A 19053-nucleotide genomic window follows, 5' to 3' on the forward strand; every position below is an offset into this window, starting at 1 on the left:
TCCCCCCGATGATCTCCACTGTTCGCGACCGGCTGGACCGGCTGCGCCGGCAGTACGCCCCGCACGAGCACCGGCCGCTGGACGGCTACGCGGCGACGATGGGTGCCTTCGGGGCGCTCGCGGCGACCGTGGCGGCGACCGCGCGGCTCACCGGCCGTCAGCTGCCCGAGCGCCCCGCCACCGCGGACGTGGTGCTGATCTCGATCGCCACGCACAAGCTGAGCCGGCTCATTGCCAAGGACTCGATCACCAGCCCGCTGCGCGCGCCGTTCACCCGCTATTCCGAGCCGGCGGGGAGCGGCGAGCTCAACGAGGAGGTACGCGACGAGGGCAGCACGCTGCGCCACTCGATCGGTGAGCTGGTCAGCTGCCCCTTCTGCCTCGCCGTGTGGGTGGCCACCGTCCTGACCAGCGGGCTGGTCTTCGCGCCCCGGTTCACCCGGCTGGCGGCCATGACGTTCACGGCCGTGGCGGCGTCGGACTTCCTGCAGATGGCCTACTCGATGGCCAAGGAGGCCGCGGAGGGCTCGCCGGCGCAGGAGGACTCGGAGGACGACGAGAAGCCGGAGCTGAACGGCTACGAGTTCGTGCCCTCACGAGTCCAGGGCGCGTAGGGCTTCGGCGGCCTCGTCCTGGGCGTACTCGCCCTCGGGGAGGGAGTCGACCACGGTGAGCACCTCGGCCGGCAGGTCGGCGGCGATCGCGCCGCGCTGCAGGTCGGCGCTGCTCAGCCGCTCCTGGGCGGAGTAGGCGTCGTCGAGGTAGGCGTCGAGAAGTTTCGCATTGTCCGGATTCACGCCGGGCGGGGTACCCCGCCCGGCGGCCCGCAAACGAGCGGCTCCGGTGTGGTCCAGGTCACAATTGCTCTCGGAATGGCTGGGCCGTGCCGACCGTTGAGAACAGGTGTCGGTGTGCCCAGTGTCCCCGGGCCTCACCATAAAGCCTTCACGGAATACCGTTCGGCTGGAGCCGTGTTGCGCCACTCGCCGCGAGGCGACCTGCACACCGACACCTACCTACGCCGCCCCCGGGTCCTGTCCCGGGGGCGGCGGCTTTATCCCCCGCTTTTATCCCCGGCGCGTCCGGGTACATGTGTTCGCATGACAGACGATCGCGTGCAGCAGCGGGCCGCCGACCTGCTGCCCGAGGAGGCCGCCACCGGCACCGCCGACCCTACGGCGCAGGCCGCGGCCATCCTGGCCGAGTCGGACGAACGTGAGGACGCACCCGGCGCCGCCCCGGGCACATTCCTGGAACATCGCACGGCGGACCAGACGGTTACGCCCGGGGACGGCACCCGATAGAGGACACCACTTTCGTGTTTGCCGACGACCATGGCAATATCGGCCAAATGTCTGCCCCGCAGCGGAGCACCGGGCGGCGATCGGCGCCGCGACGCACGATCGCGGCCACCGGCGCCACTCCGCCCACCCCGGCTCACCTGACTGTCACCAGCCGGGTGGGTCCGCCGGTCCCTGCGCCTCCCTCCGTGACCTTCACCGGAGGCGCCACCCTGGCGGCGACCGTCCCGGGTGGTGAGGCCGGAGCGGCGCCACCGGACGACCCGCACCCCGTCGAGATCGCGGGGTTGCTGCACGAGCTGACGTCCCGGCTGCTCGGCGCCGACGACATGACGCACGCGCTGGACCGGCTCGCGGACTTCGGCGCCCGGGCGGTGCCGGGCACGCTGCGTTGCTCGGTCGCCCTGATCGGCGAGGGTGGCCCGCCCGCGCTGGCCACCTCCGGGCCGCAGGCCCAGGCCCTGGACGATGCCCAGTACGCCTCCGGCAACGGTCCCGCCCTGGAAGCGGCCCGCACCCGTGCCGTGGTCACCGCCACCGACCTGCCCGGCGACGCCCGCTGGCCGCACCTCGCGGAGTGTGCGAGCACCGAGGGGGTCCGCGGCGTCGCCTCGATCCCGCTCGACGTCCAGCGCTCGGCTGTCGGCTCGGTCAGCTTCTTCACGGAACGGCACGGCGGTATCGACCCGGAGCACCTGCTCACGGCGATGGCCCTGGTCAACCAGGCGGAGGTGCTCCTGGGCGAGATCCAGCGCCGGGAGAGCCTGCACGAGGGGGCGATCGTCGACCGTGCGGCCGGCGTCATCATCGCCCAGCGCGGCTGCGGCGTCCACGAGGCCTACGACGTCCTGCGCGACACCTCGCAGCGTCTCGGTCTGCCGCGCGAGGCGGTCGCGGAACGCCTGATCGCCGCGGCTGCCCGCAACGCGGAGTCCTGACGGGCGCATTCCCGCGGGCGCCCGACCGCGCGGCCTTGAGAGCGGAGTGGTGCCGGGCGGATCGCCGCCCGGCACGCGCCTACTTCGAGACTTCCTGCACGACCTCGAACTCGAGCAGGCTGGCGCCGCCGGCCACCGGCCGGGCCCGCTCGCCGGCGTGGGCCGCCCGTCCCTGCCCGGCCGACCAGGCCTGAAAGTCCTCCTCCGTCTCCCACTTGGTGTAGACGAAGTACCGGCTCTCGCCGCCGACCGGCCGCAGCAACTCGAAGCCGAGGAACCCCTGGGCGTTCTCCACGGCGCCCTGCCGCGCGGCGAAGCGCTTCTCCAGCTCGGGCCCGGCGCCGTCGGGAACGTCGATCGCGTTGATCTTCACAACTGCCATGGGCCCACCCTACGAGCGCATCCTGAGAAACTGGCGATCCGGCTCGTCGGGGCCTGATGTCACCGCAGCGGAGTTCTGGGCTGGAGCGTTGTCCTCATGGCGCGGGGCCGGCCTCGGCTCGCGGTGTCGCGAACCGGGACCGGCCCCGTTTTCCTCAGAGCGCGTGGCGTGCGGTCAATGCGCGGTGTGGGTCGCCGCCGCCGGGCCGGCTCCCACTTCGCCGGGGACGCCGTCGCTGTTGCCCGCGGCGGCCGCGTCGTCGGCGCGCTGCTGCTGGGCCGAGCGCTGGGAGAGCGGGATCTCCGGCAGGAAGAACACCACGATCAGGCCGACGATCATGACGGCTAGCGCCAGGAGGAAGACGACCTGGATGCCGTCGGAGAAGCCGACCTTGAACGGGTGGGCGACGACGTCGGAGAGCCGGCTCAGGAAGGACGTGTCGTCCAGGGCGGAGCCGCCCGTCGCCTGCTGCAGCGTCTGCGCCTGGCTCGGATCGGCCCGCAGGGCCTGCTGGAACTCGGGCGTCGACTGCGCCGTGGTGAAGGCGCTGCTGATCTTGCCGGGGAGCACGTTGAACAGCACCGAGAGGAAGACCGCGGTGCCGAGCGTGCCGCCCATCGACCGGAAGAACGTCACCGAGCTCGTCGCCACGCCGATCTGGCGGGGCGAGACGGCGTTCTGCACGGCGGTGATCATCGGCTGCATGTTGCCGCCCAGGCCGAGGCCCATGAGCGCCATGATCAGCATGGTCTGCCAGAGCGGGGTGTCCGCGCCGATCAGCGCGAACAGGCCCAGCGCCGCCGTCATGAGGACGCTGCCGATGATCGGGAAGATCCGGTAGCGGCCGGTGCGGGCGATGAGCTGACCCGAGGTGATCGAGCCGGCCATGATGCCCGCGACCATCGGGATCATCTGCAGGCCGGCGACGGTGGGGGAGCTGCCCTTGACGATCTGCAGGTAGAGCGGGACGGTCATGAGGCCGCCGAACATCGCCATGCCGAGGATCGTGCTGGAGGTCGCGCCGACGGCCACCGTACGGTTGCTGAACAGCTTCAGCGGCAGGAGCGCCTCGTCCTTGTAAGCGCGCTCGGCGAGGACGAAGCCGATCAGGCCGACCACGCCGATGACGTAGCAGGCGATCGCGCGCCCGGAGCCCCAGCCCCAGTCACGGCCCTGCTCGGCGACCGTCAGCAGCGGCACCAGGCCGATGATCAGGGTGAGGGCGCCCGGCCAGTCGATGCGGTGGTCGGTGCGCTGGTGCGGCAGGTGCAGGACCCGTGCGACGACCACCATGGCGGCGATGCCGATGGGCACGTTGATGTAGAACACCCAGCGCCAGCCATCGACCCAGAGGATGTTGTCGGCGCCCGCGAAGAAGCCGCCCAGGATCGGGCCGATGACGCTCGCGGTGCCGAAGACGGCCAGGAAGAGGCCCTGGTACTTGGCGCGCTCGCGGGGCGGCACGATGTCACCGATGATGGCGAGCGCCAGCGACATGAGACCGCCGGCGCCGATGCCCTGGATGGCGCGGAAGGCCGCCAGCTCGTACATGTTCTGCGAGAGGCCGCACAGGAACGAGCCGACGATGAAGATGCCGATCGCGAACAGGAAGAACGGCCGGCGCCCGTAGATGTCGGAGAGCTTGCCGTAGAGCGGCGTGGAGATCGTCGACGTGATGAGGAAGGCCGTGGTGGCCCAGGCCTGCAGGTTGAAGCCGTTGAGGTCGTCGGCGATGGTGCGCGTGGCCGTGGCCATGATGGTCTGGTCCAGGGCGGCCAGGAACATGCCCATCATCAGGCCCACCAGAATCGTGATGATCTGGCGGTGGGTGAATTCGGCCGAGGTCGCGGCCTTGGGGGCCCCGGCGCCCGGCCCGGCTGACGCCGGTGCGGTCTCGGTGGGGTTGCTCACGCGGTCTCCCGTGCTGGTGGGGCGGCGTCGGAGCGCAGAAGCGCCTCGACGGAGCTGTTGAATTCTTCGAAGAGGTCGGTGAAGACACGGACGCGGTCCGCGGGCCAGTCCTCCAGCGCTCGGATCAGCATTTCCTGCCGGGCGGCGCGCAGCCGGGCCTGTGCCGCCCAGCCGTGCTCGGTCGCCGCCAGCCGGGAAGCGCGCCCGTCGCCGGGGTCCGCCTCGCGCCGGACGAGGCCGGCTTTGACCAGCTGGGCGGCCTGCCGGCTGATGGTGGACGGGTCGGCCCCCTTGAGCTCCGCGAGGTCCGTGACCCGCATCGGACCGTGGTGGCACAAGGGGAACAACAGCATCAGCGCGGAGAACTCGGCACCGAACTCCGCAGTGTTGAGCATGCCTTTGGCGCGGGCGCCCAGGCGGACGAACCGCAGAACTTCGTCGGAGAGCTGCCCGATGGCGTCTCTGGTGTCCGGCTTCGGCACGCGACCTCTTCCTCTCAGTTGTTTGCAGCTTACAACTTGTTGGTTGATGAACGCATCTCCCAGACGCCCGTGATGAGCGTCTCGATTTCCTCCAGCGCCCGGGGTACGGGGACCGCATATTCCGCGCGACGCACGAACAGCCGCTCCGGGAGGTAGCCCCGACCTGGGTCCCCGACCAGCACCGAGGCCGTCCGGGCGGCTCGGCGCAGCGCCGCCGTCATCCGCTCGGCCACGCTGCCCATGTAGAAGACGTCGCCGGCCAGCACCACGTCGGCCCCGCCCGGCAGGGGAGATGCGTCGCCGGTGACCTCGGCCACGCGGGCTTCGACGGACACCGCGTTGGCGGCGGCGTTGCGCCGGACCGCCTCGACGGCCTCGGGGCTCACGTCGAAGGCCTCGACCTCGGCTGCGCCGGCGCGGGCCGCCGCGATTGCGGCTATGCCGGAGCCGGTCGCCACGTCGACGACGCGACGGCCGGCCACCACGTGCGGGTTGTCGAGGACATAGCGGGCGAGCGCCTGCCCGCCGGCCCACGCGAAGGCCCAGAACGGTGGCGCGACATCGCTGCGGAACTCTCCCTGCGAGCCGTCGAACAACCCGGTGCGGGCGTCGGCGAGGTGCAGGGAGATCTCCGGGACGAGGGGTACGGGCAGCAGGGTCGTTTGCACCCGACGATTCTGGGCCGTCCGGATGGTCGCCTGCCGCCGGATGGCATGGGCCTGTGGAAAACTCCCGGCAATTCGGGCGTCGCCGTTTCGGTGAATGGCGGCTCAGGCGGTGAGGCGCGCCACGGGGCTCGGCGTGAGTGCTTGGCGCGCGGCGCCCCGAATGGTGTGAGCCAGCGCGGCGCCGGGGTCCAGGACCAGGGCGCGGCCGGCCAGGTGGAGGGCATTTCGGGCGTCGCCGACCGTCAGGGCATGTCCGCCGGCTTCGAGCAGTGCCGTGACGAGCCGGGCCCGGTAACGGGCGCGCGCCTCGGCGGCCCATCGCGGCGCGGCGACATCTTCGAGCAGGGGGCGGCCGGCCAGGGCGGCGGCGGCGATCAGGGGAGGCAGTGCGCGGCCGGCCGTACGCCCGGCGGCGGCAGCCAGCAGCTCGTCGAAGCGGGCCACGTCCACTCGGACGCGCTCCGCCACGAGGGCGTACCTCCCGTTGCTCCCGGCAATCACGGAGTCGCCCGTCATGGCGGGATCGAGCTGGTGCCGCAGAAGCGACATCTCGCCCTCCACAATGGCCCCGTGATCGGCCGGCGGGGTGCCCGGCCAGAGCAGATCCGTCAGCTCCGTCGTGCGCAGGCCGTCGTGCAGGGCGAGGAGGGCGAGGATGTGCCGGGCGCGCGCGCCGCCGAGGTCGTCACCCGTGAGGCGTACGCCACGGGTCCGCACCTCGAGCCGGCCGAAGAGCTGGATCTCGTACATGACCTGACACCCTCGCCGGGGGACAGTCGCACGACAAGCCCCCGCGATGGTGAACGCGGCCCCCGAAAGCAAGGGGTGAGGTCCACCGAAGATATGAGGTGTACGGTCCTTGCGGTTCCATCCGCCCGGCAGGCGGTCAGACGGCTCGGCGTCGCACGGGGCAGCTGTCAGACTGTCCGTACGCCTTGGCTTCGCGCGGAGGACCCATAAACTTCCAGCGCCGGCGGATCAGGAGGCGTGAATGGTGAGCGAGGCGATCACGGTGCTCGTGGTGGACGGGCACCAGACGTTCGCCGAGTTGCTCGGGGTGGCACTGACCGGGCAGCCGGAGCTGTCCTACATCGGTCATGCCCGCACCGGTGAGCAGGCCATTCGCATGGTGCAGGAGCTGCGCCCCAACGTGGTGCTGCTTGATCCGGATCTTCCCGACGCGGACGGCATCGCGGTGGCCGAGCTGCTGCGTCATCGCCTGCCCGACACGCGTTTCGTGGTGCTGACCGCCAACAACGAGTCCGCCCTGGTGGGGCGCGCGACCGCGGCCGGCGCGTCGGGCTTCCTGTCCAAGAACGGGCCGCTGGGCGACGTGCTGAACGCGATCCGCACGGCGCACGGGGGAGGCATGACTGTCTCCACGGACATCCTCGCCCGGCTGCTGCGGAGCACCACCCCGGTCGTGGGGCCGCGAGCAGGGGGCCTTACTGCGCGTGAGCACGAGGTGCTCGTACTGATGGGATCGGGCCTGGATCCGCGCGCGATCGCCCGCCGGCTCGGCATCAGCGTCCACACCTGTCGTGGCTATGTGAAGGCTGTGCTGGGAAAACTCGGCGCCCACAGTCAGCTCGAGGCGGTCGCCGTGGCTACCCGCCGTGGCCTGCTCAAGCCGGACGGGAATAACGGAGAGTAATTCACGTCTGCACTCATCCGCAACGCCCGCGAATCCGTACCTCTGGGTGGAGCGCCTTCGATCCTCGTGGGCGCCGGCGCGAGCTGGAGGACTTCGCGTGGAACGTCGACTCGGCGACCTGTCCGATGTGTCCGTTGCGGTCGCGGACGGACTCTCGGACGACGCCTCGCTCTACCGTCGTCCCGGCCCTGCCGCACCGCTCCGGCGACCGCCTGCAGCTTCCGACTTTCCGGACACCGGCGCTCAGGGCGGGGGTGAGCTGCCGCGCCGGAGGCCCGGTGGGCAGGAGGCCGACACGGGCAGCTGGAACGCCTTCGCGACGCCCGATCCGGCAGCGGGCACGGACTGGACGACTGTGGACAGTCAGGCCGCGCCGGTAGGGGAGCCACGGGACCTCTGGGAGGCCGAGCGCGCTCCGCAGCACCGGCCCGAGCCGGCGTTCGGCCCGGCGCCGCCCGCGACGAACGGGCGTACGGCGTTCGGCTTCACCGCGGGCCCGATCAGCGGCAACTGGCGTGAGGACGAGCCGGTGTCCGGGGCCGGGATGCCGCCGGAGCCCACGGGTGCCCACAGCGCCGTACGAGGGGGGCGGCATCACAGCGCGGATCAGCAGCGCGAGTTCCGTCTGCCCGGCGACGAGCACATCGGTGACCTGGTCGGTGAGCATGCGCACGAGATCCGTCCGCACCGCGCCGCGCCGCCGCCCGCGCCGCCCCGGCGCAATCGGGGCGTCATGGTCGCCGGGCTCGGCCTGACCGCCGCGGTGCTCTTCGGCGGCGGCGTTGCGGCCGTCAGCTACTTCTCCGACCCGGGCGGCGGGCTCACGTCGGTGCTGGAGCTGGGCTCGGCCGACCAGAAGACTCCGCCGCGTACGGTCTTCGCGGCCATCGACGGCCGGAAGAAGGCGACCTTCGAGATGATCAGCGGCGCCAGGAAGGTAACCGTGCGCAGTGCCGACATCGGGGACAGCCTCTACCGGATGACCACCGCCGAGGAGTCGGGCATGGTGCCGGAGCCGGTGCTCACCGACGACAAGGTGCAGCTGAGCCTCGCCGCCGAGGATCCCGACACGCCCGGGACCGGGGAGGTCGAGGTGACGCTGTCGACCAAGGTCACGTGGAGCCTGCTCTTCTCCGCCGGCGCCGAGGAGCAGATCCTCAACCTCGAGGACGGCCGCATTGCCGCCATCGACTTCGCCGGGGCCGCGCAGACCACCACGGTCCAGCTGCCGGAGGCGGCCGGCACGATCCCGGTCAAGGTCACCGGGGCGGTCGACCAGCTCGCCATGACGTCGCCCGAGGGCAACCCGGTGCGGGTCAAGGTCAAGGGCGGCGCGCAGACCGTGGCGGCCGGCTCGCGGACGTTGAAGGACATCGCTCCCGGTTCGACCCTCACGCCGAAGGACTGGGCCACCGACGACCGCTTCGACGTCGAGGCCGAGTCGCGGGTGACGCTGCTGACCGTGGCGACGCGCGACTGACCAGGCGTTTGCCTTCGTCGGGCGGCCCTCCTGCTGACCGCTCGGCGCTCGCCGGCGCGCGTCCTGTTGTCAGTTGCCCGCGTCCTTACGTGGTGCGTGTGTTGTGCTCTCGCGCGCCGTGAGGCGCGGATTGTCGTGCGTGTTCGTGACGGGCGAGCGGTCATGGAGGGCGCGCGGTGCGTGTGCTGTGTGCTCTCGCGCGCCGGGACGCGATTTGTCGTGCCTGCTCGTGACGGGCGAGCGGTCGTGGCGGGCGCGTCCTGCGCGGGAGGGCGTGAAGCCGGGCCGTCGCCGCCCCGGTGGCCCAGGGCCTTGCTTTGCCGGGCGCCGTCCGCGGCGCAGGACGCGCTGTCGCCTACGAGAGGACGCGGAGCCGGACGGTCTGGCTCATGCCGCGCAGCTTGTCGAGCACGTCGGCGCTGTAGCTGCCGCTGATGTCGGTGATCAGGTAGCCGTACTCCCCGCGGGTGCTCAGCATCTGGCCCTCGACGTTCACCTGGTGCTCGGCGAGGATGCTGTTGACCTGGGCGAGCACGCCGGGCATGTTGACGTGCACGTGGACGATGCGGCTCATGTCGGACTGCGCCGGCAGCGCGATGCTGGGCAGGTTGACGCTCAGCGTCGTGTTGCCCTCCTGCACGAAGTGCGTCAGCTTGTTCGCCACGAAGTCGCCGATGTCCGCCTGCGCCTCCTCGGTGGAGCCGCCGATGTGCGGGGTCAGGATGACGTTGGGCAGCCCGCGCAGCTCGGAGACGAACTCGTCGCCGCGGCCCTTCGGCTCCTGGGGGAACACGTCGACCGCCGCGCCCGCGATGTGCCCGCTGGTCAGGGCGTTGCGCAGGTCGACGTGGTCGACCACGATGCCGCGGGAGAGGTTGAGGAAGATCGCGCCCGGCTTCATCTTCGCCAGCTGCTCGGCGCCGAAGAAGCCGGCGTTGCCCGGCCGCCCGTCGACGTGCAGGGTGACCACGTCGGCCTGCTCGAGGAGCTCGTCGAGGGTCGCGCAGCGCTGGGCGTTGCCGAGCGCCAGCTTGTCGGCGGTGTCGTAGAAGAGCACGTGCATGCCGAGGTTCTCCGCCAGCACCGACAGCTGGGTGCCGATGTTGCCGTAGCCGACGATGCCCAGCTTGCGGCCGCGGACCTCGTGGCTGCCGTTGGCGGCCTTGTCCCAGACGCCCTGGTGCATCAGGTCGTTCTTCTCGGTCAGCCGCCGGGTCATCGCGATGATCTCGGCGAGGGCGAGCTCGACGACCGAGCGGGTGTTGGAGAACGGCGCGTTGAAGACGGCGACACCGGCCCGCGAGGCGGTGGCGAGGTCGATCTGGTCGGTGCCGATGCAGAAGGCGCCGATCGCGACGAGGCTGTCCGCGGCCTCGAGCACCTTGGCCGTGACCTGGGTCTTGGACCGGATGCCGAGCAGGTGGACGCCCGGGATGCGCTCGATGAGCTCCGCCTCGTCGAGGGCGTTGCGGACGGACTCGACCTGGTAACCCTCTGCCTCGAGCCGGGACACCGCGTCGGGGTGGATGCTCTCGAGCAGCAGAACTCGCACCTTGGCTTGGTCGATCATCACAATCCGTTTCGTGTCGGGGAAGGATCGTCCGGGCCGCCACGCCGAAGCCCGTGTGTCGCAGGCGTTCCAGACTAATGCCCTGGATCGCCCGGACCCGCATCGTGTGCCGGAGGTCCCAGCTGCCGGTCAGCCCGTCGGATGACCTGCGGAGATGGTTGCTCGCCGAGGAGGGCTCCGGCAACCTACTAAAGAGGGTGCCGACCACCATCTTTGGTCCGGTGCGGACCGGGCCCCGGTCCTGGTCTCATCGACCCATGCGATCCGTCAGCCAAGGAAGCAACGCGTCGGCCAGCGCCCGCTGGAAGTCCCGGACGAAGGGGATGCCCGGGGAGGGATGCCGCGAGCGCTCCAGCAGATATCCGGTGAATCCTGCCCACACGTCGACGGCGTGCCCGGGGTCGATGTCACTGATCAGGGCGTCACCGTCGCCGCCGTGTGCCGTCACGTCCATCGCCAGCTGCAGACGGTCGAGCCACGCCGGGGCCACCGAAGCCGCCGGCCAGTCGACGACCACGACGCGCCCGTCCGGCCGTACGAGAAGGTTGTCGGCCCGCAGGTCGCAGTGCGCGACCGTCGCACCGGTCCGCAGCACCGCCAGGCCGCGCTGTGCCGCCGCGCGGAGTTCGTCGAGGTGCGCGCGGGCCCACGGGTGCAGGTCCGTCATCGGCTCGGCGGCCAGCAGGTCCCACCCGGCGAATTGCGGCGCGAGCCTGTCCCCGGCCCGATCGAGACCGGGCATGGGCGACGGTGTGAGCTGCAGCTCCAGCTCGCGCAGCGCCCGCAGGACTGCGTCCACCTCGTCCGCCGTCCAGGGGGTGTGGGGATGCCGGCCCTCGATGTCCTCCAGCACCATGACCATCCAGGTCTCGCCGTCCGTGTCGTCCTCGAAGGCGTCCAGCAGCCGGGGCACCGGCGCGCCCGGTGGCATGAGCGAGGTCACCCGGGCCTCGCGCCTGGCCATCGCCACCGAGGTGGGGTTGAGCCCGGTGCTGACGGCCTTGACGAAGGCGCGCCGGCCGTCCCGTGTCATCACCCGATCGGCTGTCCCAGGAGAGAAGCCGCCGTGCTGCGACCGGGCCGAGGCGACCGGACCACCGAGCGCCGCCTCGACCCTCGCCCGGATGTGCCTGGGCAGATCGGCCCAGCCGATGCGGACTCCCACGGCGCGCAGCATGCGACTCCCTCCGCCTGTGAAAAGCCTGACAGGGCGGTAGCGGTTAGGAAACGGACAGTATGGGTGACCCGTGATCACCTGCGAAAATGTCACACTGTCGCGGCACGATGCGAGGCATGCCCAGCCAAGGACGTGAGTCATGAGCGCACCGGCCATCGAGACCTCGGGTCTCGTCAAGACTTTCGGGGACAACCGCGCGGTCGACGGGGTCGACCTCACCGTTCCCCAAGGCACCGTCTACGGGCTGCTCGGCCCCAACGGCGCCGGCAAGACCACAGTCGTCCGCATGCTTGCCACCCTGCTGCGACCCGACGGCGGCGCGGCGCGGGTGTTCGGCCACGACGTCGTGCGCGAGGCCGACGCCGTGCGCAGCCGCGTCAGCCTGACCGGTCAATACGCCTCGGTGGACGAGGATCTCACCGGCACCGAGAATCTGGTGCTGCTCGCCCGCCTGCTCGGCCACGACCGGCGTGCCGCCCGCGCCCGGGCGGCCCAGCTGCTCGAGGCCTTCGGACTGACCGAGGCCGCCGGCCGCCAGGTGAAGAAGTATTCCGGCGGCATGCGCCGGCGCATCGACATCGCGGCGAGCATCCTCAACACCCCCGACCTGCTCTTCCTCGACGAGCCGACGACCGGCCTCGACCCTCGCAGCCGCAACCAGGTGTGGGACATCGTCCGAGCCGTCGTCGCCAACGGCACCACGGTGTTGCTGACGACCCAATACCTCGACGAGGCCGACCGCCTCGCGGCCCGCATCGCGGTCATCGATCATGGCCGGGTGATCGCCGAGGGCACGCCCGGATCGCTCAAGTCGTCGATCGGTGCGGGGACGGTTCACGTACGGCTCCGCGACGCCGACCGGCGCCCGGAGGCGGAGCGCCTGCTCGGCGAGGCTCTCGACGCCCCCGTGCAGCTGGAGTCGGATCCCGTGGCGCTGACCGTGCGCGTGGACGGTGCCGGCTCCGAGCAAGGCGCGGCCCAGCAAGCCGCCCAGGCCCTCGCCGGGCTCGCCGCCGCGGGCATCGTGGTCGACGACTTCTCGCTGGGCCAGCCCAGCCTCGACGAGGTCTTCCTCGCCCTCACCGGGCCCACCCCGGCGCTCGCCGGGTCCACCCAGGACGGATTCTCAGGAGGAGCGGCATGACCACGACAACCCCGGCGCCGGCCGACCTGGCGACCCCGTCCGCCGAGACGCTCGCCGCCGTCCTCACCCGTCAGGACCGCCCGGCGCGCCCCGGCGCGCTCGCGGCGTCGTTCACCTTCGGCTGGCGGGCGATGCTGAAGATCAAGCACGTCCCCGAGCAGCTCTTCGACGTCACCGCGTTCCCGATCATCATGACGCTGATGTTCACGTACCTCTTCGGCGGTGCACTGGCCGGATCCACCAGGGACTACCTGCAGTTCCTGCTGCCGGGCATCATGGTGACCAGCGTCGTGATGATCACCATGTACACGGGCGTCGGCCTGAACACAGACATCGAGAAGGGCGTCTTCGACCGCTTCCGCTCCCTGCCGGTCTGGCGCCCCGCGGCCCTCGTCGGCATGATCTTCGGCGACGTCCTGCGCTATATCCTGGCGGCCACCACCATCATGCTGGTCGGCCTGATCCTCGGCTTCCGCCCGGGCGGCGGCTTCCCGGGCGTCCTGGCCGGCGTGGGCCTGCTGGTCGTCTTCTCGTTCGCGTTCTCCTGGATCTGGACCATGTTCGGTCTGTTCCTGCGCTCCGAGAAGTCGGTCATGGGCGTCAGCATGCTGGTGCTCTTCCCACTGACCTTCCTCAGCAACGTGTTCGTCGACCCGGGCACGATGCCGGGCTGGCTCCAGGCCTTCGTCAAGGTCAACCCGATCACCCACCTCGTGGCGGCGGTCCGCTCGGTCATGGCCGGCACCACCGACATGGGCGAGGTCATGTGGGTCCTGGCGGCGTCGGCCGTCCTGATCGCCATCTTCGGCCCCCTGACGATGCGGCTCTACAACCGGAAGTAGAGGTCCCTTGTGGCCGTCGGCGGGCCGGAAAGTGTCGTACCCGGGCGGGACCATGGGGCATGGGTGACGAGGGGCAGTTCAGCACGGAGTATGCGGAGTGGCGCGAGCAGCTGCGGCAGCGCGTCGCGGCAAGCGCCCGCAAGAAGGCCGCAGTGGCCGAGGAACGGGCGCAACGCCGCCGGCGCCGCGACCACGGCCTGGTGGAAAGGCACGCTGCACGACTGGCCCGCCTGCGCCCCGACACGGCGCCGTTCCCGCCGGACCCGGAGTGCACGGAGTGGTGAGACCCAGGCCGGGGCAGTTCGCGTCCCCGAGCTGCCCCGGCCGCGGGCAGCGGATCGTGTCAGACTGGGCCCGCTTAGGGGCATCTGGCGGCAAGTGAGTGTGCGGTTCTGGGCGGCGGGAGCCGGTGTCGTTAGGCAACGCGCTCTCGCAGAACCGCCGCGCACGCCTTCGTCTGCCCGCGAGCGCCGGCTGCCGCGGCGGACCTGCCTGCCTGGCCCTTCGGCCCGAGGAGAAATTCCAAGGCCGACCGAGCGTGACCGGTTGATCGTCAGCGCGCAGCCTGATTCAGGGCGGGCGTTCACTGTGGCGCTCTAATTCATTGTGAGCGCTCGACGCTCAGCGGTCACGCCAGGAGAGCGGCGACAAGTTGAGAGCTGCTTCGGCGATGCGACGTCCGGTCTCAGTATGTAGATCTTTGCGGCCTGATTCTATCCAGCCGTTGGTTCTTTGGACTCCGGCGTCGCGGTACTCGACGGCTTGTAGCAACATCTCCAGCTTGTCTGCATCTTTGGCGCACAAAGATTCGATAGTCTCACGAGCCTCGTATTCGTTGACAGCACTGCGCACCACCTCGCGTGAGCGCTCGGGCATTCCTTCCGTCTGGTCAGCGGTGATCTGGCGAGGGTCAGGCTTCGTGAGATATGGCGATGCTGTGTGCGGTAGATCGCCGGTGCGTGTCTCCTGGCTGTCATGCCAGAGCGCTAGAAATGCGGCGCGGGCAGGGTCGGCTCCTTCTTCTGCCGCGATCAAAGCGGCCAGTTGAGCGGCACGCATGGTGTGCTCTGCTACCGATTCGGGGTCGCGTACGCCTGCGTGCCACCAGCCGGAGCGGCGGATGCGCTTCAGCAGGCCGAGTTCGTAGGCAAAGCTCGCGAGTCCTTCGGCATCCTCTGACATCTGTGGTCCCCTTCACCGGTTGGCGATACGTATTGCGTACTGGAGTCCCGCAAGTTGGTCTCGTCCGGTTCGTGTCAGCGTGTCGCTGGAGGCAAGCCTATCGAGCACTTGAGCGATCGAGGTACGTGTGTTCGGCCGGCCGCTCAGCAAGGAGGGACGCGAGGCCATGAGGGCGTGCAGGGTCGAAAGGTTCAAAGGCAGGTGCGCCGACGTGGGGTCCAGGCGTTGTAGGAGGTGTTCTAGCATCCGGTGGCCTGTCCACGAACGGGTGTCGGCGCTCAACATGAAGGAGTCGCTTGCCTGTTCGTCGCTGAGTTCTCCGATCCAGTAAGCCCAGTAGTTGAGGTTCGCTGTCTCTTCGGACTGCTCAGTCATGTGGTCCACGAAGTCGTGCAGGTGGGTACTGTCGCCCGCCATGGCAAGGGCGACGGAGGCGGAACGCGCCTCCAGGAGTTCCGTGATGTTGCCACTTCGTGGCCGGCGCCGGCCGGCGCGTGCCCACTCGGTCTTGAGCCAGTCGACCGCAGCTTGTCTGCCGTCGAACCCGAGGAGGTAGACGGCCTGACGACGAAGCAAAGCCTCGTCGGCGTGCTTTGCTCGCTCGGCAACAGTGAGCAGATGGTCGAGGAAGCGGGTGCGCTCTTCGTAGCTGAGCGAGGGGTGCGCAGGCGCGGGGCCACGTCGGGGAGTCCGAGGCACGAACTCCTGAAGGTGAAGTGGAGTCTTGCCGAGGATCGGCCACAAGATCAGGTTGGTGGTTGTCCAGCGATGCACGCTGGCTGCCAAGGGGTGACTATCCGGCTCCACCCACGCATCACCAGCGGTGATCCCCACAGCCAACACTTGGTCCGCTTCGACCGCCTCACGAAGGTGACGCCCCGCCGATGCTGGTGCCCCCATCCGGGACAGGCGTCCGCACAGCCGGAGGAAGTCACCGGCGCTGATGGCGGAGAGCGGACGACGTCCGGATTCCCATCCCTGAACCGTGCTGACGTCGACAGCAAGTTCTTCGGCGAATCTTTCCTGCGTCATTGCGGTTGACTGCCGAGCTAGCCGTAGTACGGAGCCCGAGATAAGGCCGGACGTACGTGAACCCTGACTGCCAGTCAGGGTAGCGATTCCGCGTGCCATGAGACCCCCTCCCGAAGTGCTGGTCTCGTGACTTTACTCGTACTGGTTGTCAGTTCTGTGCTCCCGTTGGTGATCGTAGCGTTACTACATCAAAGGGAAGAGATGCCGTTTGACTAGGTAGAGCGGTGGGGGCGAGGTCCCAAAGGGCCGCGACCCCACCAGCCGGGAGGCGAGATGTCAGGGAGCACGTATTACGCCGTGTCAGCGGCACAGCTGCTGGCCGACGCACAGAAGACCTTGGACGTCCATGTGACCTCAAGTGCCACGGGGCGATGCTTGGAGTGTGAGTCGCTTGGGCCGTGCTGGCGGAGGGAGAGCGCCGTAGCGATCTTTTCGAGGAGCTTGCGCTTGCCGTTGCGTCACCCAGGGGCGAGCCGGTCCGAGCTGATCAACGCTCGGCGCGTCAGTCAAGACCCGCTTCTGTTGGCGATTTGAGTAGCGCGCTACTGCTTGCGAGATTCCCTTGCGCGGATGCCGTGTCAGGAAGAAGTACATGTCAATTTCGTCGTTGACCGGCGTTTTCTGTTTCTATTCGCAGCCCTCTCCCAGAAAGGAAGGCTGATGACCCTCGCCTTCGGTGTTCGTCAGGCGGTTCCGGCTCAGCCGATGCCGGTCGACATGGCAGCGATCCGGTTCGACCCGGATCGGCAGATCAGCATGATCGAGGACGGCGGTGTGACCGTGCCCGCGTTGCGGCATTCCACGGGCCGGACGTCCACCAGCACAGTGACGCAGGACAACAAGGGCGGCGCCGACTCCGACCAAGACCAGACCGAGGACTGACCGGCGGTGGGCGGGCGGACGGTAGCAGTCTTTACCGGTGATCTCGACGTGACCGCCGATGCGGTGATCATGGAGCTGCACCGCCGGGACGTGCCGGTGGTGCGCTGTGACCCGGCGACGTTCCCCGCCGAGATGGCGCTAGGTGCCCGCTTCAGCTCCGGCTGGACCGGGCACTTGCGTACCGGGGCGCGCACTTTGAACCTGGGCGAGGTGGCGTGCGCCTGGTGGCGGCGACCAACATCGATCACTATCCCCGAGGATGTGCCGGAAGCGGCATGGGTGAGGCGGGAAGCTATTGCTGGGCTGCGGGGTGTGTTGTCTGTGTTGCCGTGGCTGAATCACCCGGATGACATCAGGGCTGCGGAACACAAGCCGTTGCAACTCGCGGTGGCTGCGGCTGCCGGGTTGTGGGTGCCGGCCACGCTGGTCACCAACGACCCCGCCGAAGCGCGTGCCTTCGCGGATGTCTACGGGCCGGTTGTCTACAAGCCTTTCACGACGAGCGTCCTCGACAGCGGCGATGTCATCTATGCCAGCACTGTCGACCCGCGCGCGCTGGATGACTCGATAGCTGTCACCGCGCACCTGTTCCAGCAGCAGATTCCGAAGGCGTACGAGCTGCGCGTCACCGCGGTCGATGGTCACCTTTTCGCGGCCCGCATCGACGCCTACGCAGACAAGGGGCGCGCGGATTGGCGATCGGACTACCAGAGCTTGCGCTACAGCCCGTACGAACTGCCTGCCGATATGGCCGAGAAGCTTCGGACGGTGCTGCGGCGCCTGCGGTTGCGGTTCGGTGCCTTCGACCTGATCGCGACTCCTGGCGGGGAGTACGTGTTTCTGGAGGTGAACCCCAACGGGCAATGGGCGTGGATCGAAGACGAGACAGGGCTACCGATCGCGTCGGCGCTGGCTGACGCACTCGAGAAGGGCAAGTGATGACGGATCAGCGGGCGGATGACGTACGCCGCTATGTGCAGGAGTTGCAGGGCACCGGGCACCTGTCCGATCCGGCATGGCGCGAGGCGTTCGCCCGGGTCCCCCGGCACTTCTTCGTTCCCGGGTTCTTCGAGCGTCTGCCGGACGGAAAGTGGCAGGCGATCGGTCCTGCCGACGAACGGTACTGGGCGCAGGTCTACTCCGACACCACGCTCGCTACCCAGCTCGACGGGCACGTGAGCCCCGAACCCAATTCGTGGCCGCTCCGCGGTGAGGCCACGTCGAGCTCGACGCAACCGAGCCTGATGGCGCTGATGCTCGACGCCCTGCAGCTACAGGGCACCGAGCTCGTGCTGGAAATCGGCACTGGCACCGGGTACAACGCCGCCCTGCTGTGCTACCGCCTGGGCGACGACCACGTGACCACCGTCGAGGTCGACAAGACGGTGAGCGACCTGGCGGCACGACACCTGGTCAATGCCGGCCGCCTGCCGACGGTGATCGTCGGAGACGGTGAGCATGGCTGGCCCGGCGGCGCGCCGTACGACCGGCTGATCGCCACCGTGTCCGTACCGCGGATCCCGGCAGCCTGGATAGCCCAGGTGCGCGACGGTGGCAGCATCGTGGCGAGCCTGTGGCGTGACCTCGGTGGCGGCCCGCTGGTGCGCTTGGACGTCGCCGGCAAGACGGCACAAGGGTTCTTCCTGCCGAGCTATGCCAGCTTCATGCCGATGCGCTCGGCCGGCATCGCTACGCGACGGCTCGGCACAGCCGTTAAGCAGACGGGCCAGAGCCGCACCGCCACCGTCGCCAGCTCGGTCCTGCATGAACCTGACGCAGGTCTGTGGATCGCGCTTCAGGTACCAGGGGCTACTGCTCTCGGGTTCACGCCCGAGGATGGCGCGGAGCAATTGTGGCTGTTCGCCGACGACGGGTCCTGGGCCGTGGTCGAGGATGCCACCGTGCGGGTGGAACAGTACGGCCCTCGTCGCTTGTGGGATGACGTGGAGGCTGCTTACGACCAGTGGACCGGCGCGGGACATCCTGCGCGTGATCGCCTCGGGCTTACTGTCACCGAGACTGGAGCACATCGGTTCTGGCTCGACGCTTTCGACAACCTGCAGTGGGAAGAGCAGCCGGTTCCCGGTCAGTAGACGTGGTGGGCGGTTACCAGGCTAGCGGCCTTCGATGGGCATCGAGACGTGTAGTCCCGCCGCTTGTAGCCGTTGAAAAGCTCAAGGCGGTTCAATGCATACTCGGGCACGCCTCGGCAGCCATGAGGATGGATGGTCTGTGCGGACCTGTTCGAGGACGACTTCGACCAGCTCGCGGACCGTCTCGACCAAGCCGTGACCCGTGCGGGTACAGACCAGATGCGGACTGTGGGCGCCGGTCCGGCTCTCGACGCGGTCCGGCCCAGCCGCAGACATCGGGTTTGACCTGGGAGAGTGGGGGAGCGCGCCCGGTAG

21 protein-coding genes are annotated in these 19053 nt (G+C 69.4%); 11 read left to right on the forward strand and 10 right to left on the reverse strand.

The features are described 5' to 3' along the window. The first annotated feature begins 11 nt into the window (after positions 1 to 11). On the forward strand, positions 12 to 614 hold the full coding sequence (locus RBH18_RS25995; RefSeq protein WP_306212329.1) for a DUF1360 domain-containing protein: 603 nt from the start codon (positions 12 to 14) through the stop codon (positions 612 to 614). On the opposite strand, the gene RBH18_RS26000 is transcribed toward RBH18_RS25995, so the two are convergent. After that, positions 594 to 797 carry a hypothetical protein gene (locus tag RBH18_RS26000; RefSeq protein ID WP_306212291.1) on the reverse strand — a complete coding sequence of 68 codons (204 nt, stop codon included), beginning with the start codon at positions 795 to 797 and terminating at the stop codon, positions 594 to 596. The two genes, RBH18_RS25995 and RBH18_RS26000, sit on opposite strands and share 21 nt — an antisense overlap. A gap of 303 nt (positions 798 to 1100) precedes the next feature. Here RBH18_RS26000 and RBH18_RS26005 point away from each other — a divergent pair, with 303 nt between their 5' ends. Continuing rightward, entirely contained in the window at positions 1101 to 1304 is a 204-nt protein-coding gene (locus RBH18_RS26005; RefSeq protein ID WP_306212293.1) for a hypothetical protein, read from the forward strand. Between the two features lie 185 nt (positions 1305 to 1489). Further along, on the forward strand, positions 1490 to 2239 hold the full coding sequence (locus tag RBH18_RS26010) for a GAF and ANTAR domain-containing protein (protein ID WP_306212295.1): 750 nt from the start codon (positions 1490 to 1492) through the stop codon (positions 2237 to 2239). 79 nt (positions 2240 to 2318) lie between these two features. Here RBH18_RS26010 and RBH18_RS26015 read toward each other — a convergent pair whose 3' ends face one another. From RBH18_RS26015 to RBH18_RS26035, 5 genes are all read right to left on the reverse strand, one after another. Next, positions 2319 to 2621, reverse strand: a complete 303-nt coding sequence (locus RBH18_RS26015; protein WP_306212297.1) for an antibiotic biosynthesis monooxygenase family protein — start codon at positions 2619 to 2621, stop codon at positions 2319 to 2321. 174 nt (positions 2622 to 2795) lie between these two features. Further along, the gene (locus RBH18_RS26020; RefSeq protein WP_306212299.1) at positions 2796 to 4532 is read right to left on the reverse strand and encodes an MDR family MFS transporter; all 1737 of its coding nucleotides are present in this window, start codon (positions 4530 to 4532) and stop codon (positions 2796 to 2798) included. After that, a complete protein-coding gene (locus RBH18_RS26025) occupies positions 4529 to 5014 on the reverse strand; it encodes a MarR family winged helix-turn-helix transcriptional regulator (RefSeq protein WP_306212301.1) in 486 nt (161 codons plus the stop codon). The genes RBH18_RS26020 and RBH18_RS26025 overlap by 4 nt, the downstream gene beginning before the upstream one ends. Before the next feature lie 29 nt (positions 5015 to 5043). Next, positions 5044 to 5682, reverse strand: a complete 639-nt coding sequence (locus RBH18_RS26030) for a class I SAM-dependent methyltransferase (RefSeq protein ID WP_306212303.1) — start codon at positions 5680 to 5682, stop codon at positions 5044 to 5046. 102 nt (positions 5683 to 5784) lie between these two features. Beyond that, on the reverse strand, positions 5785 to 6432 hold the full coding sequence (locus tag RBH18_RS26035) for an AfsR/SARP family transcriptional regulator (RefSeq protein ID WP_306212305.1): 648 nt from the start codon (positions 6430 to 6432) through the stop codon (positions 5785 to 5787). A gap of 241 nt (positions 6433 to 6673) precedes the next feature. On the opposite strand from RBH18_RS26035, the gene RBH18_RS26040 reads away from it, so the two are divergent. After that, the gene (locus RBH18_RS26040) at positions 6674 to 7336 is read left to right on the forward strand and encodes a response regulator (protein WP_306212307.1); all 663 of its coding nucleotides are present in this window, start codon (positions 6674 to 6676) and stop codon (positions 7334 to 7336) included. A 97-nt stretch (positions 7337 to 7433) separates the two neighbouring features. Continuing rightward, positions 7434 to 8816, forward strand: a complete 1383-nt coding sequence (locus tag RBH18_RS26045; RefSeq protein ID WP_306212309.1) for a hypothetical protein — start codon at positions 7434 to 7436, stop codon at positions 8814 to 8816. Positions 8817 to 9171: 355 nt separating this feature from the next. Here the strand turns inward: RBH18_RS26045 and serA are convergent, their stop codons facing one another. Beyond that, positions 9172 to 10386, reverse strand: coding sequence for a phosphoglycerate dehydrogenase (gene serA / locus RBH18_RS26050; RefSeq protein WP_306212311.1), 1215 nt, complete (start codon positions 10384 to 10386; stop codon positions 9172 to 9174). A gap of 247 nt (positions 10387 to 10633) precedes the next feature. Beyond that, entirely contained in the window at positions 10634 to 11563 is a 930-nt protein-coding gene (locus tag RBH18_RS26055; protein ID WP_306212313.1) for a phosphotransferase family protein, read from the reverse strand. A gap of 139 nt (positions 11564 to 11702) precedes the next feature. On the opposite strand from RBH18_RS26055, the gene RBH18_RS26060 reads away from it, so the two are divergent. Genes RBH18_RS26060 through RBH18_RS26070 form a run of 3 tightly spaced genes read left to right on the forward strand, consistent with a single transcriptional unit; the run spans position 11703 to position 13833 of the window. Beyond that, positions 11703 to 12707 carry an ATP-binding cassette domain-containing protein gene (locus RBH18_RS26060; RefSeq protein ID WP_306212315.1) on the forward strand — a complete coding sequence of 335 codons (1005 nt, stop codon included), beginning with the start codon at positions 11703 to 11705 and terminating at the stop codon, positions 12705 to 12707. Next, complete coding sequence (locus RBH18_RS26065; protein ID WP_306212317.1) at positions 12704 to 13549, forward strand: ABC transporter permease; 846 nt, start codon at positions 12704 to 12706, stop codon at positions 13547 to 13549. The genes RBH18_RS26060 and RBH18_RS26065 overlap by 4 nt, the downstream gene beginning before the upstream one ends. A gap of 59 nt (positions 13550 to 13608) precedes the next feature. After that, positions 13609 to 13833 carry a hypothetical protein gene (locus RBH18_RS26070; protein ID WP_306212319.1) on the forward strand — a complete coding sequence of 75 codons (225 nt, stop codon included), beginning with the start codon at positions 13609 to 13611 and terminating at the stop codon, positions 13831 to 13833. 337 nt (positions 13834 to 14170) lie between these two features. Here the strand turns inward: RBH18_RS26070 and RBH18_RS26075 are convergent, their stop codons facing one another. Both RBH18_RS26075 and RBH18_RS26080 read right to left on the reverse strand, forming a co-directional pair. Then, complete coding sequence (locus RBH18_RS26075) at positions 14171 to 14731, reverse strand: HD domain-containing protein (RefSeq protein ID WP_306212321.1); 561 nt, start codon at positions 14729 to 14731, stop codon at positions 14171 to 14173. A gap of 12 nt (positions 14732 to 14743) precedes the next feature. After that, the gene (locus tag RBH18_RS26080) at positions 14744 to 15763 is read right to left on the reverse strand and encodes a helix-turn-helix domain-containing protein (protein WP_306212323.1); all 1020 of its coding nucleotides are present in this window, start codon (positions 15761 to 15763) and stop codon (positions 14744 to 14746) included. A 660-nt stretch (positions 15764 to 16423) separates the two neighbouring features. Between RBH18_RS26080 and tgmA the strand changes: the two genes are divergently transcribed. The 3 genes from tgmA to tgmC are packed head-to-tail and all read left to right on the forward strand — an operon-like array spanning position 16424 to position 18738. Further along, entirely contained in the window at positions 16424 to 16645 is a 222-nt protein-coding gene (gene tgmA, locus RBH18_RS26085) for a putative ATP-grasp-modified RiPP (protein ID WP_306212325.1), read from the forward strand. Positions 16646 to 16651: 6 nt separating this feature from the next. Continuing rightward, complete coding sequence (gene tgmB, locus RBH18_RS26090) at positions 16652 to 17584, forward strand: ATP-grasp ribosomal peptide maturase (protein ID WP_306212327.1); 933 nt, start codon at positions 16652 to 16654, stop codon at positions 17582 to 17584. Continuing rightward, positions 17584 to 18738, forward strand: a complete 1155-nt coding sequence (gene tgmC / locus RBH18_RS26095) for an ATP-grasp peptide maturase system methyltransferase (RefSeq protein WP_306212331.1) — start codon at positions 17584 to 17586, stop codon at positions 18736 to 18738. Before tgmB ends, tgmC begins: the two co-directional genes overlap by 1 nt. The last annotated feature ends 315 nt before the right edge of the window (positions 18739 to 19053 follow it).

The sequence above is a fragment of the Actinoplanes oryzae genome, assembly GCF_030757795.1.
Lineage (GTDB): Bacteria > Actinomycetota > Actinomycetes > Mycobacteriales > Micromonosporaceae > Actinoplanes.

What these genes read in the sequence shown, in the direction of transcription:
- RBH18_RS26055 (WP_306212313.1), bottom strand. Translation starts at nt 11,563, where the DNA reads ATGCTGCGCGCCGTGGGAGTCCGCATCGGCTGGGCCGATCTGCCCAGG.
- RBH18_RS26035 (WP_306212305.1), bottom strand. Translation starts at nt 6,432, where the DNA reads ATGTACGAGATCCAGCTCTTCGGCCGGCTCGAGGTGCGGACCCGTGGC.
- RBH18_RS26060 (WP_306212315.1), top strand. Translation starts at nt 11,703, where the DNA reads ATGAGCGCACCGGCCATCGAGACCTCGGGTCTCGTCAAGACTTTCGGG.
- RBH18_RS26075 (WP_306212321.1), bottom strand. Translation starts at nt 14,731, where the DNA reads ATGTCAGAGGATGCCGAAGGACTCGCGAGCTTTGCCTACGAACTCGGC.
- tgmA (WP_306212325.1), top strand. Translation starts at nt 16,424, where the DNA reads ATGACCCTCGCCTTCGGTGTTCGTCAGGCGGTTCCGGCTCAGCCGATG.
- RBH18_RS26005 (WP_306212293.1), top strand. Translation starts at nt 1,101, where the DNA reads ATGACAGACGATCGCGTGCAGCAGCGGGCCGCCGACCTGCTGCCCGAG.
- RBH18_RS26040 (WP_306212307.1), top strand. Translation starts at nt 6,674, where the DNA reads ATGGTGAGCGAGGCGATCACGGTGCTCGTGGTGGACGGGCACCAGACG.
- serA (WP_306212311.1), bottom strand. Translation starts at nt 10,386, where the DNA reads ATGATCGACCAAGCCAAGGTGCGAGTTCTGCTGCTCGAGAGCATCCAC.
- tgmC (WP_306212331.1), top strand. Translation starts at nt 17,584, where the DNA reads ATGACGGATCAGCGGGCGGATGACGTACGCCGCTATGTGCAGGAGTTG.
- RBH18_RS26070 (WP_306212319.1), top strand. Translation starts at nt 13,609, where the DNA reads ATGGGTGACGAGGGGCAGTTCAGCACGGAGTATGCGGAGTGGCGCGAG.
- RBH18_RS26065 (WP_306212317.1), top strand. Translation starts at nt 12,704, where the DNA reads ATGACCACGACAACCCCGGCGCCGGCCGACCTGGCGACCCCGTCCGCC.
- RBH18_RS26015 (WP_306212297.1), bottom strand. Translation starts at nt 2,621, where the DNA reads ATGGCAGTTGTGAAGATCAACGCGATCGACGTTCCCGACGGCGCCGGG.
- RBH18_RS26080 (WP_306212323.1), bottom strand. Translation starts at nt 15,763, where the DNA reads ATGACGCAGGAAAGATTCGCCGAAGAACTTGCTGTCGACGTCAGCACG.